The sequence below is a fragment of the Commensalibacter papalotli (ex Servin-Garciduenas et al. 2014) genome, assembly GCF_000527695.1.
GTDB lineage: Bacteria > Pseudomonadota > Alphaproteobacteria > Acetobacterales > Acetobacteraceae > Commensalibacter > Commensalibacter papalotli.
In genome coordinates, this window is record NZ_ATSX01000001.1 from 1296052 (window position 1) to 1308527 (window position 12476).

At 33.1% G+C, this 12476-nt stretch carries 14 protein-coding genes; all 14 read right to left on the minus strand.

The genetic code is table 11. The features are described from left to right. Positions 1–98: 98 nt before the first annotated feature. The 14 genes from COMX_RS05840 to COMX_RS05900 all read right to left on the minus strand — a co-directional run bounded on the left by COMX_RS05840 (position 99) and on the right by COMX_RS05900 (position 12439). Positions 99–611, minus strand: coding sequence for a phage neck terminator protein (locus COMX_RS05840; RefSeq protein ID WP_394295725.1), 513 nt, complete (start codon positions 609–611; stop codon positions 99–101). 350 nt (positions 612–961) lie between these two features. Then, a complete protein-coding gene (locus COMX_RS05845) occupies positions 962–1660 on the minus strand; it encodes a hypothetical protein (protein ID WP_235176780.1) in 699 nt (232 codons plus the stop codon). Continuing rightward, complete coding sequence (locus COMX_RS05850; protein ID WP_152534164.1) at positions 1614–2330, minus strand: hypothetical protein; 717 nt, start codon at positions 2328–2330, stop codon at positions 1614–1616. Before COMX_RS05850 ends, COMX_RS05845 begins: the two co-directional genes overlap by 47 nt. Before the next feature lie 39 nt (positions 2331–2369). Further along, positions 2370–2528 (minus strand): hypothetical protein, encoded by a 159-nt coding sequence (locus COMX_RS11210; RefSeq protein ID WP_200867606.1) that lies wholly within the window; start codon positions 2526–2528, stop codon positions 2370–2372. After that, a complete protein-coding gene (locus COMX_RS05855; RefSeq protein WP_034338067.1) occupies positions 2515–2928 on the minus strand; it encodes a hypothetical protein in 414 nt (137 codons plus the stop codon). Before COMX_RS05855 ends, COMX_RS11210 begins: the two co-directional genes overlap by 14 nt. Further along, the gene (locus tag COMX_RS05860; protein ID WP_084051551.1) at positions 2909–3157 is read right to left on the minus strand and encodes a hypothetical protein; all 249 of its coding nucleotides are present in this window, start codon (positions 3155–3157) and stop codon (positions 2909–2911) included. Before COMX_RS05860 ends, COMX_RS05855 begins: the two co-directional genes overlap by 20 nt. Positions 3158–3243: 86 nt before the next feature. Next, positions 3244–6861: a phage fiber-tail adaptor protein gene (locus COMX_RS10660; RefSeq protein ID WP_051461905.1), complete on the minus strand. Its 3618-nt coding sequence runs from the start codon at positions 6859–6861 to the stop codon at positions 3244–3246. A gap of 203 nt (positions 6862–7064) precedes the next feature. Further along, a complete protein-coding gene (locus COMX_RS05870) occupies positions 7065–7529 on the minus strand; it encodes a hypothetical protein (RefSeq protein ID WP_034338073.1) in 465 nt (154 codons plus the stop codon). A gap of 3 nt (positions 7530–7532) precedes the next feature. Further along, positions 7533–8030, minus strand: a complete 498-nt coding sequence (locus tag COMX_RS05875) for a phage fiber-tail adaptor protein (RefSeq protein WP_034338076.1) — start codon at positions 8028–8030, stop codon at positions 7533–7535. A gap of 21 nt (positions 8031–8051) precedes the next feature. After that, the gene (locus COMX_RS05880) at positions 8052–9548 is read right to left on the minus strand and encodes a hypothetical protein (RefSeq protein WP_034338078.1); all 1497 of its coding nucleotides are present in this window, start codon (positions 9546–9548) and stop codon (positions 8052–8054) included. A gap of 11 nt (positions 9549–9559) precedes the next feature. Then, positions 9560–10405, minus strand: a complete 846-nt coding sequence (locus tag COMX_RS05885) for a DUF2612 domain-containing protein (RefSeq protein WP_034338081.1) — start codon at positions 10403–10405, stop codon at positions 9560–9562. Beyond that, complete coding sequence (locus tag COMX_RS05890) at positions 10398–11828, minus strand: baseplate J/gp47 family protein (RefSeq protein ID WP_034338083.1); 1431 nt, start codon at positions 11826–11828, stop codon at positions 10398–10400. The genes COMX_RS05885 and COMX_RS05890 overlap by 8 nt, the downstream gene beginning before the upstream one ends. After that, a complete protein-coding gene (locus COMX_RS10665) occupies positions 11815–12216 on the minus strand; it encodes a hypothetical protein (RefSeq protein ID WP_051461906.1) in 402 nt (133 codons plus the stop codon). The genes COMX_RS05890 and COMX_RS10665 overlap by 14 nt, the downstream gene beginning before the upstream one ends. Before the next feature lie 40 nt (positions 12217–12256). Then, on the minus strand, positions 12257–12439 hold the full coding sequence (locus COMX_RS05900) for a YqaE/Pmp3 family membrane protein (RefSeq protein ID WP_034338086.1): 183 nt from the start codon (positions 12437–12439) through the stop codon (positions 12257–12259). Positions 12440–12476: the final 37 nt, after the last annotated feature.

The following is a 12476-nucleotide window of genomic DNA, read 5'->3' on the forward strand; positions in this document are numbered from 1 at the left end:
TTAGGTGGCTTTTGAAAGTTAGTATGACTAGTAATTTACGATGTCGAATTTAATACCTTGTAATTATATACAGGCTCTAAAATAATAAATAAAAGTTCTTAATCCACTATATCAACATCCATCACAACCTCTTTTGCACTTGCTGCACAAACACCAAGTTCTGGATGATATTCAAAATATGCATTAACCGAATATGCATCATCCACTTGATCTTCTGAGTTAATAATTTGACCTGCAGAGTTTACGTCATCACTATACAATGGAAAAAGAATATCGCTATATTGTTCAAACTGTTCGCTTGCCCAAGCATCATTAAAACGCATATCAAAAGCATGCGCCATTTCCAAGGCGGGGATTTTATCTGTACCCACAAATAAGATATGAACCGAAACCTGGGATCTGCACCATATGATTTTATATTTATCTGTATAACGTGTTTCACTGGAAGATAAGCGTTTTTTATCAGTAATTTTCAAAACTATGTAAGGGAATTTAGGCGTTGATGTGCGGTTTTGGGAGTCATTAATAATTGATAGTTTTGCCCCTTTGACAGGAATAGCTTTGCGCATAAACTTGGCAATTAAATTATATATCTCTTGGTGACTTAGAATTTTTAATTTTGGAAAACCTTTATCCTTAGGAGCTTTCGCTGTGACTTGACTTGACTTTTTTTACCATTTTAATACTCGCTTTGATGTTAATGGGTAAATTTATCCCTTAAACGCAATTAGGGCGTTATATTCACAAAATGATTTTCTTTTAAAGGGGATATTGGGAAGTTACCCAAAATATTTAAAAATTTTAGGTAAAATAACGAAATGTTAATATAAAAATATTAACTTACTGTTAATTATCTTAGCTTTTATGAATAATTATCAATATATTTTTTATAAAAACAATAATTTAGATAAAAAAAATACAACGAACATTATTTTTCTTTAAATAGAAATATAGACTGTAACTACTTTTCCTCTAGCTCTTTTTGCCTTTCTCTTGCTCGCAAATAAGGAGCATTTTTACGTACATATTCCTTCCATTCTTGTTGTTCTTTTTTACTATTAAACATCCCTATACCTATATTCGTAGCACAATCAGGATAATCTGCTGTTATACCCATAACAAAAATCCCCCGTCCATTTGTAGTATGAAGTGCAATCGGCGCATTAGCAACAGGATGAAAAGACAGCAACTCAGGAATTATAAAACCAAATTCCTTTTTTAATAATTTAGTATTAACACATTGTTTTTGATCTAAATCAAAACCAAAACCTACAACTTTCCAGCCAGCCTTTAATCTTATTTTAACCCCTACATCTTTTACGATTACACCATCTAATGTTCTATATGATCCTAATATATAAGATACAGAATTTTCACTTTGTTCCACAATACGCAATTGATTATTGAATATTTTTTGAATATTTTTTAATTTTACAGGTAAAAGTTTAGGTGTTACTCTGAGTAAATCAATAAAATTATAAGGTAAAATAGGATATTGTTTTAAAAATTTTTCTGACAAAGCGTTTTTAAACAAAGGTATTACTTTAGTATCTACTCTGGCATAAGAAGGCAAAGAAAGTGCCAAACTCAATACATAGAAAAAACAAATATTTCTATATTTTCCGGAATGCTTCAATAGCATCTCTACAACTATTCCCATAATAATCCTTATATTTTTGTGGTGGATTGGTGTTGCTGGTATATTTTTCTGAATATAAATCAGCAATTTTTCTTTTTGCTGTTTTCATATCATTTGTTCTTAATCCATCACGATAATATTGAATCATATCTATTCTTAGCGAATCAGGCTCTCTTGCTTCCGCAAAAATATCAATACAAGCTGTCTGTAAAATCTCTGCCCTAACAATAATCTGATTAACAATTGCATCAGCCTCTCCACCTTTACCTATCATATAGTTATCTATACAATTTTCAACAGAAGAAAAATTATATCCCTTAAAAAAAAGAGCATGCCCCACTTCATGAGCAACAGACGACGTTGCCTGGGCGATAGTTGTAGCTTTATCTGATCTAAATTCAGAAGCTATGATAATTTTAGCCTCTAATCTCTGATCTTTATTCGGGCGTTGCGTTGTTGTACCTTTACCTGCTGCCCCCCATACAAATTGCCAATTATCATGTTTTAATTGTGTTACTTGCCTTATTAATGTTGGTGATTGTGAAACATAACGGTCAACATCACTTCCTAATCCTGTTGTAACGATAATTTTCAACTCACTTCTTCGGCGCGCCATTTCTTGAATGGCATCGTCTGAATCAGGATTGAACAATGGAGCATGACATTTTTTAGACATGTTTGGGCTGATCAAAATATCAATCTCCTCTATTAAATATATTTACTAAAATAATTATTTCCCTTTCCAAATTTTTATCACCGCACAAATTGCACGAATAACAAAAGACAAAGGAATACTTATAGCAACAACAGGAATAACCCAGGGATCGTGAATTTTAATCCACTCAGCATTATTTTCCCACCACCAGCGCAGGACCTCAAAGAGATTCATAGTTTTTCTCTAGCCCCCGCAAAATTCTGGAAAGCGCATAGAGATTTATTGCCGAGAATACACCCCATGCAAGCAAGCTAAAGTGCCATTGCCCATAAACTGCAATATTTAATGTTCCCCAAATTAAGAAAGAAGAAGCAAAAAATGCAGCCAAACCTCTGCCGAGTAAACTTTCACAATTCAATGCACAACATTGAAATAACCCAACGATAATAAAAAGGGATTCCCACAAATAAATTGGTATAACTTTGACAAATCCGTCAATAAAGGATTGTTGAATTACAAAATGATCTGGTGAACAAAACCCGTAAATTCCGACAGAAATTAACAGCATTGAACTCCACCATTCAGCAAACCAATGATCTCTTTTACGCAATCGTTTAACTAGACTTCCCCCCACTACCTTTCTCCTTCACTTCATCTGGCTTTTTAAAAGAGGCCAATACATGAAGAAACTGCCATAATTTATGACTTTTGCGATCCTGTTCTGGCTCTTTCCAAAACCTCATAATCAATGTACAAACTGTTACTATTACAGTCACCGCAGACACAATATTTCCTGTAATATCTCCAGGAATTATCCCCATAACATATTGAAACAGTTGCATTAATAAATCTGTATTTTCCATGTTTTTTTCCCATAAAAAAGGCATAAAAAAAGACGCTGTTGCGCCCCACTTTATGCCTATATTATATTATTTAACCTAACTTCTCGTTAAACCCTGTTAAATGTAAATTGTAAAGTAAATGCAATTGTTGTGTCTGTTAAAAAATTAACCCTTTTTCCATTCGTTGTATCAACAATTTGAACAATCACATTTCCTTTTATTTGATCTTGCTGCCCACAGATGACCCTATATTTGAAATATTCATCTGGAGCTGTATTCGGGATAATTAAATCAATATTATAAATCAATCCATTATAATCGTTTGCTTTATTAGTAAATAATGGAGAAGAGAGGATGACTGAATTTGTACCGTAAGAAATAGTAACATTTCCATAGCTAGGATAATTATCATTAAATCTTGGGATACTAGGTAACGTTCCAGCCACTGAAGCATTAATACCTATAACACCTGTAGCCACGATTCTACACAATGGGTTCCATACTTTGTTTGTATCATCATATACTCTTAAACCACCTTTATCATCCTTAGCAATAGCACCATCTTGTAAAATACAATCGTTAGTTAAAGCACTAACTTTACCTGGATTTAAAGACCCTGTCGTAATAATCGAACCATCATAATAAAAATTATTTAAATTTACATAATTATTTCTATTATAGAATTGAATCACATTATAACCAGTATATAAACCTACACTTTTTGAATCTGTGTAAGTTTTATTAGCTATTTTTTCTAATTCTGCTGCTTTCTTGGTTGCATCAGTAATTTCATTCGCTATTTCAGTTTCAATCGCTTTACGTTCATCTGCAGTTCTTGTTTTTTCAAAATATTTAATCGTAATACCATTGTTTTTTGTTCTACCACCATATTGAGCACCCCACATATTAGGAATACCAATGCTACAATTCCAACTATCAATAAATTGAAAATTATATGCTTTTAACCAAAAAGCTACAACTTGCTCTCCTCTTTGACCATCAAAAAGAGGTTTATCCCAACTTTTTCCATTCCACCAAACAGGTTTTTTATCTGTTTGGTTATAAGACTGAGTGCCAATCACAATATTGGATGTATCAGGCAAAGTATCTTTTTTATCAGCAGGAATATAAGGAACACCTAATGTCCTTGCCTGCGCTGTATCATCTGTATTTGTATCCCAAATAACAGGAGTAACAAAACCATCTTGTTTTGTATCATCATCAGATCTAGTAAAATAGTTTGTTGATAACCCAATCGTTCCAGATAAATAACTGTTAGTTATACCTGAAACACCTAAATTTCTATTTAATTTAATATCAGACAGTTTATTTGGATTAATTCTTAAAGTTCTTGAGCCATAGTACCAAGGTCTTTCTGGGTTTATTGAAGGCGCTCCTTGATAATTAACCGTATCATGCCCTAACAAACCTTCAGTACCAATAATACCCAAACGCTTGTTTACAGGAGAATTGTGCGTCACTAACTCCGTTTCTGGATCATATTCTTTAGATAGATAAGCTTCAAAAAGTAAGTTTAAACTATTATTATTATTTAATTCAGGTATACTCTCACTTCTTAAAAATATTTCATATTCTAGATCTAACTCTGGGTTTTGATAGAATATTCTATTATCGAGTATTTTCCATCCATACATAGAAACATAAGGTAGTTGCTTATAAAAAATCTCACCTACTTTATAATCTGTAGTATTTGTATATACACCGCCATTTTCTGATTTAAAATGCTTTGCCTGTAAATGTCCGTCACCATCTGACTTAATTTTATCACCATCTGATGATACTGATCCAGTTATTTTTAGATCATTAGACATGTTTACTGTAGATGCAATTATATTTAACATACCAGAACCAGCACTAGTTTCAGATGTTCTATCTTGTACCAAAAACCGCACATCGTAATCTAAAATATTTTTTGCATTTTGAGAATGAAAATTCATATAAGCAGATTGTTGACCATTACCTACATTATAATATTCAGCAAAAACATTATTAGCTGTTATACTTTTATTTACAGTAAGATTACCAACACCATCTGTTTTAACTAGACTTCCATCACTAGTAATAGTCTTTACGTTTAAATCAACAGTACCATCATTATCAAAACTTGATCCTCTGGGTATCCCAACATCAATAGTTACAATATCATCAACTGTATTCGTAATAAACGTCGCATCTTGTCCAACATCTAACGTTTTTACTTTTCCTGTTTTAATAGTAGGTGTAAGGCCATCTTTACCTGGATTACCCTGAGGTCCTTGAGAACCCTGAACGCCCTGATTACCTTTTAAAAATCCAGAATTTTGCCAATCAGAACCATTAAAAACAAATAGCTCTTGTGTTGTCGTATTGACATAACAATCATGACCTTTAAAACAAGTAGATGTTATTGGATCTTGTTCTCCAAAAAACCATAAAGAGCCTCGCTCTCCTTGTTTTCCTTGTAAATTTGATATTTTGATCCATTGATTTTGACTGAAAGTATATAAATCGTTTTCTTCTGTATTAAAATATAAATCGCCAGTTTTATATTGATCATTATCAACAGGGTATACTTGACCACTATAAATAAAACTTCCTGCTTGGCCTTTTATTCCTTGTAACCCTTGATTCCCTTGAAGACCCTTATCGCCTTTATCACCTTTATCACCTTTATCACCTCGAGGGCCTTGTACACCTTGTGCTCCTTGTTCACCTTTGGCCCCTTTATCACCTTGTTGCCCTTTTACGCCTTGATCACCTTTATCACCTTGTTGCCCTTTTACGCCTTGATCACCTTTATCACCTTTAATACCTGCCTCACCTTTTAAAGAAATCGACTGTTGCCAACCGCTACCATTAAAAACAAATAGCTCTTGAGTTGTCGTATTTACATAACAATCACGACATTTGTAACATTTAGACGCTATTGGATCTCCTTGACCATAAAACCATAAAGAGCCTCTTTCTCCTTGTTTTCCATGTAAATTCGATATTTTTACCCATTGGTTTTGACTAAAGGTAAACAAGTCATTACTGGATGTATTAAAATATAAATCACCATCTTTATAACTATTATTTACTACAGGATAAACTGCACCATGATAAATAAAACTCCCTGCTTTCCCTTTTAAATTACCTAATTTGTTCCAGTATAATGTATTATTTTTATTCATTACCGTTTCATATAAATTACCAGTAATATTATTTAACCAAATGACATTTTCCTTCACATCGTTTAAATCTGGATCTCGATTAAAAACTAAAATTTGAGTTCCATTTTCCCCTGCCTTACCCCTCTCTCCTTCAATACCTTGAATGCCTTGAGAACCAACAGGACCTGTATTACCAATTATATAATCACCAACCTCACCACTTTCTAAAATACCGGCGGGTGCTATTGGTAATGTTGCATCAAACTCTTGAATTGTATCAATATTTGTCGTGACTAAAAAACGAATACCAACTTTGGTATTCATTGGACCACCACTAACCCTTATTTTAAAAGTTTGTTTAGAATATGAAATTTGATCAATAACAACCTTGGGATCAACATCAGCTGGTTGTGCAGATACTTTGGTAATAACTTCACCACTATCTAAACGATTAACCATAGAAAATTGATAATACAATACCTCGGCGGGGGATTTACTTTGCAAGTTGATTTCTTGATCACTCAACGAACCTGATGGAACAATAATGATTTGATCTCCTGAATTACTTGTCATTTTTTTGATATCCTCTTTAAATACAAAAAACCGCCCAATATTTAGGACGGTTATAAAATATAGTTTATGTATTAAAATAATAATTTATATCTTAACTTAATTATCAGATATCGTAATTTATTTTAAAATACATTAATAAATAACTCAATTTATACATCTGATTTAGTAATATTTTTTTTCAGATATAATTAATTTTTTTAATATTATACACCTGAGCCTTGCATTAGTACTCCGCCATTTAACCATGGACTACCATCACCAGGATCACATGTTGGCAAATATTTAAACACCTCTTTTAAAGATTTTTGCAAAGCACTAGGTGCCATTGTTCCCAATAATTCTGGATCTCCAGAAGCTACACGAATAAATCCTTCATCCAACCATAGGCTTTTACCATCTGCTGGATCTGTACGGCTCATCACTTGAATTGCTTTTTCCATTATGGATAATGCAATATCAGGATCTAAATCATTAAAACTAGCTTTATAAATCTCTTGTCCGTTATTATTTACATTACGCAAAACTAAAATTTGATCTGTTGATAAAATTGTATTTGTCTTTTGCACGACTTGCGTTGCATTAGAGGATTCTGTATCACATGAATTTTGCTCACAGAATTCAAGATTACAAACGCCACTGCAATCTTCTTTAGATTTTGTAGTTAACATTGATTATACCATAATATATGAATTTTTATTATAAATTAAATAACGACCATCAATAGCCAAAGCATTTAAAGGTGGCCTAGGATGTGGATTATTACTTTCTTTATCTAACGCAATAAATTGAAAATTTTGCTGAGATATATTATCAATGAAACAACCATATGTTGGTAAAATAATTTCTTGGAAAAACTCATTACCTTGATTTGTTTTGATAATAAAAGTTAAATAAAATGAACGATTTTCTTTTCCATCCGAAAGGAATACTGTTAACGAGTGCTCTTTAAAAAAAGAGGAATTAATTTGTATTCCACTATGATTACATAGAGTTTTTCCCTGTATAATAATTTCACCATCATTCATTTGGTTAGAAAAATCAACAGAGTAATCAAGATAAGAAGCAATATGTTTTGAAGGAAAAGTTGCAATCCCTTTTTTATTTTTAATACGCTTTGGAACCGTATAGATACGCAATGGATTTAAATTAAAACTTGATATAATTTCCATGATAATTTGCTATGCCTTTACTTAAATATGAGCTTGGACATAACAAGAAACCAACCCGACCTCTTCTGTTATTTTATTTTCTTTAGCTCGGCCAATAATAACATCATTTTTATCTTTACTGACAATTCCATACCCATCTTGACCAACAGTAATTTTATCACCGCATGTAACAACACCTTTGACCTTGACAGGAACTTTACCGTTTAATGCGATTAATACAGCATTTGGATCTTTTTCGGCCTTTCCATTCATTATATAAGCAGGGCAAGTTGAAATTACACCAAAAAAATTATCTAATTGATCAGAGTTTTTACACAATGTAACTTCACTATTTACCCCATGACACATTAACGTTCCTGGCTCATAATCTTGACGGTCTGACTGGTAATACTCGGCCAAATCACCTTTTTCAACATTAAGAAATGATCCCCTAATAGCCTTAATATCACCATTTTCAGAAGATATCTCAAAAACTTCAAAAGAAGGAGAATCTTCAATATAACCTTGATTGAAAAAAGACATAATCAGATTTTTTGATGATTTATCTACTACTGTTGACCATGCAATCTTCTGATCTTTGGTTCTAAACATAAAAGGAACACCATCTACACTTGATGGAATATCCGTACTGAACCAACCTCCACTTGCAGTAATTGAAGATGCATTAAATTGACAAAAACTTTTATATAGTGGGTTATCATTTTCATCAAATCCCCAACCACCCAAGATAGATATAACAGGGTTTAAAGGGTTATCTTTCAGATTAAAATTCATTCGATTATCACAAAAAAAATCTATGGATTTTTCTTTTTGTGTGATGTATCCATCTCCTTCATCTGGTGAATTACAAAAACGATACTCTCCTGCTTTCATCGTTTTTGCATGGAAAGGAGTATCACAACTCCCTTCTTTAGCTGCTTTTGTACCAAGCTTATAATAAACATCACCAAAGGTTTTAATATTCTTTTCATCATTATATTCATCACTATTAATCATAACGATATGATTTTCGGCAGCTTTCAATCTTTTCTCTAAATCTGCAAAATCAAGTTTGACCCATCCATTATCTGGGCTGGTTGTTGTATTGGGATCATTCAAATTCGAATTAATTGTAGAGAACCATAATAAAGGCACCTCTATAGTTTCATTTTTATCATTTTTCTCTATCTTTTTCCCCTGAAGCATCGCTCCTTTTGGGTACCCTTTTATTTTATCGCATAATGCTTTATTAAAAAATGCGCAACCACCAGCCTGCATCCATTGTATAGCATCAGTAATTTTACTAAGAATTTTATTATGATCTTGACCCCAAGGTGGAACACCACCTCTCATTGCTGATTTCATCGTAACTTCAGGAAAACCTTCTTCCATTGTAGCTCTCGCAGGATGGAATGGTTTGCCATTTTCATCTTTTGTTGTTTCTTTATCCTTTGCCAACTCTGGGATAAACTCAAATTTTTGCCCGTTTTCTGCCCATATTGTTATAAATGGAGTTGGTCCATTATCTGATGTTGTCATTATAGCCTCTTTTAACTTTCTTTAACTTGAATATCGATTTCATACATTTCAACGCCCGCAGGCCTGGACAACAATCCAGTATTATAAATGAGGGCTACTTCCCTTTTAGTTGGAGGCCAATTTAACTTTACGGTAAGGCTCATATTCAAATTATCTTGAATATAAATCGAGCGTTTCGTCTTACATTCTTTGCAACATGTTTCACAACTATTTACACAACAACAGCTCTCACCCAATAATGTCATCAGTAAATAATTAATCTTAGAAATGCTAAAGTCACTAATATTAGCGTATGCTTTGGCCAGAATTAATTTCCGGAAATCATCATCATCAAATGTATGTTCCTGCATTAAGTCTTTACCATCACCTTCCGTTATATCTCCATCTTTGCCTTGAAGATCTCGAAACATACCCACAGCACCATAATATTCCTCGGGCTGTTGATTGTTTGGCAGGTTAGAATCATATAAAGAAGAATTATACCCCTCTATATCGTAATACGGTCTGGCAAGTAATAAGCTTTCTTCATAAAATCCCCAGTAAAACCCCATAAACGTACGTGCGGTACGGTTAACCCCAACAATAACTCCCCAAATATCTAGACCAAACCCTTGGGCAGTATTGACATTCCAAATGTTGCGATAAAAATTATCAAAAAAACCACAAACTTTAATCCTGTGATCAATACTATCCAGTAAAGCAAGCATTCTAGGAGAGTTAGAGTATTGAGCAATAACCGTTTTTTTATAGTCTAAACATGCTGGACCTTGTATTTTATCATCCACATCAGTGGTTTTACCGGTATTACCTTTGCAACAGTGACAACTTTTTTCTTGCTCAACTTCTTCATCACTCATTAAAAACATCCTTTTTCTCTTCTTCAAATGTCACATTAATATGCCTTGGGTCCAGAGTTGGTATTTGATTAATCGCAACTCGAATAACATCCTCTGTTGGATGTATTAACCCTGTTGAAGAACTTGGATCTGCTTGAAACTCTTTTTGATCACTTAAAAAGCCTACTTTGATACTAAGAATACCGATCCATTCACCTAAAGATTGTACTGGACAATAAAATTGAGATGCTAAAATTTGACTGCCAATCCGTGGTTTCCGAGCCCCATCTTTACCCATAAAAACACTATAAATTTTATTTTGAACAAGCGTTACAGGATCACCTGTTATAGGTTTTAATTTTGCAATATTAACTTCGATACAAATTGGTTTAGGCTCTGCAACATCAAAGTTAATGACATACTCAGGAGCAGTATCAGGACAATATAACAAATTACCATTTATATCTTTGGTATCATCCTTAATAACAACTGTTTCGTTCCCATTTAAAGCACAACCAGGTGGCTTTTTGCTCCATATTGATCTTGCAATTTGATACTTAATACTTTCCACTGAGCTGCTATTTTTGTTTGTGCTTTGAGTACGAAGAGAAACACAAACATAAACACTGTGTGGTTTTAACGTAATTGGAAGTTGAAATTTATTTTCTTTATCTTTTTCTAAAGCCTTGTCTATATAATTCTCGATAACATAAGCATCATCTACCACGTCTAAGTTAATTAATGCCGCCATAATACTATCAACACTATTTAAAGAATTATGGGCTACGGATTGGCGACGTCGTTGTTCAAATTGTGCTTGACTTTCATCTTCTATTCCGACAATTCCATCTTGTAAATTAGTAATAGATTCCCATCCTTGAATGACCTGATATCGTTCTGTTAGGGTCTTTATTGGACAGGTAATTGCCCCTTTTTTAAGACATTCAAAAACAATATCAACATAAGCATTTGATTGTTCATCTAGGTCTTTAATAGTGGCATCTGCTAAAGACTTATAAACATTTCCTTGCTGGTCTTTGACCATTGTTCCTTCTAGAATTTTAGTGTTAATTTTCCCATAACAACGGCCAACCACAGTTGTATTTGTAGCTCTTTTACGTTCAATAAAATAAATACGACCTATCCCATCTTGCATACGACCAACAGCATAATTAGGATCTATTTGATTCACATAATGGGCCAATAAACGGTTTCGATCAGAAATAATTGCGGCAATAGAAGTTACCAGTTGCCCTTGAGGTGTCGACAGTAAAAATTCACCATTTTCTTTTTTAAATTGCAGTTTGGAATCAAATGCATTTTGAAAATCTTGAATAATAGCATCCAGAATCTCACTTTCTTCAGGAAGCGTAATACCACTAGTGGTAAATTGTAGCTCTGCAAGGTTTGTTTTAAATGTATCATTTTGATTAGTAGACGACATTGATGGTTTCTCCACTGTTACTGGTTATAAAAATATTTCCATGCAACACGCGTGAACTGTCGATATACATATCTATATCGCTACGCATTACATTATCGACCCCATTTACTCGGGCTAATAAAATATTACGGATTAATCCTAAATTACTATTGATACCCAATATTTGCGCAAAATGAGGGGTTCCTTGAGAACGGTCATACCATCCTTCGCCTTCAAATAATTTAATTTCATTCGCAGCTTGTTGTGCAATGGAATAAGGTGCTTCACAAATAGCGATATTACCATTCACATCTACTTTTAAATCCCACAATTTTACATTCGGATCTACTTGTAAATCCTCATCCGTAGTTAATAATAAATCCATCACTTTACCCAATAAAAAAGCCACCCAATTTAGGTGGCTTGTTATTCTTATGTTCTCAATAAACTTATTGATACTTTCTTAATTTTTGATCCGTTCGCCAATTACTTAACGTATAAACAGCCCAAATTGCTGCTGGGATCCAACCGATTAACGTAATTTGTAATAATAAACAAAAGAACCCTTGAAAAGGCTTTCCTATTGTGAAAAACACCGTAAATGGCAATAAAAGAGCCAGTAATAATCGCATTATATTTCCCTTTAATAATAATATCGTTTAATTATAA

What these genes read in the sequence shown, in the direction of transcription:
- COMX_RS05880 (WP_034338078.1), bottom strand. Translation starts at nt 9,548, where the DNA reads ATGACAACATCAGATAATGGACCAACTCCATTTATAACAATATGGGCA.
- COMX_RS05900 (WP_034338086.1), bottom strand. Translation starts at nt 12,439, where the DNA reads ATGCGATTATTACTGGCTCTTTTATTGCCATTTACGGTGTTTTTCACA.
- COMX_RS05870 (WP_034338073.1), bottom strand. Translation starts at nt 7,529, where the DNA reads ATGTTAACTACAAAATCTAAAGAAGATTGCAGTGGCGTTTGTAATCTT.
- COMX_RS05875 (WP_034338076.1), bottom strand. Translation starts at nt 8,030, where the DNA reads ATGGAAATTATATCAAGTTTTAATTTAAATCCATTGCGTATCTATACG.
- COMX_RS10660 (WP_051461905.1), bottom strand. Translation starts at nt 6,861, where the DNA reads ATGACAAGTAATTCAGGAGATCAAATCATTATTGTTCCATCAGGTTCG.
- COMX_RS11210 (WP_200867606.1), bottom strand. Translation starts at nt 2,528, where the DNA reads ATGAATCTCTTTGAGGTCCTGCGCTGGTGGTGGGAAAATAATGCTGAG.
- COMX_RS05860 (WP_084051551.1), bottom strand. Translation starts at nt 3,157, where the DNA reads ATGGAAAATACAGATTTATTAATGCAACTGTTTCAATATGTTATGGGG.
- COMX_RS05890 (WP_034338083.1), bottom strand. Translation starts at nt 11,828, where the DNA reads ATGTCGTCTACTAATCAAAATGATACATTTAAAACAAACCTTGCAGAG.
- COMX_RS05845 (WP_235176780.1), bottom strand. Translation starts at nt 1,660, where the DNA reads ATGGGAATAGTTGTAGAGATGCTATTGAAGCATTCCGGAAAATATAGA.
- COMX_RS05885 (WP_034338081.1), bottom strand. Translation starts at nt 10,405, where the DNA reads ATGAGTGATGAAGAAGTTGAGCAAGAAAAAAGTTGTCACTGTTGCAAA.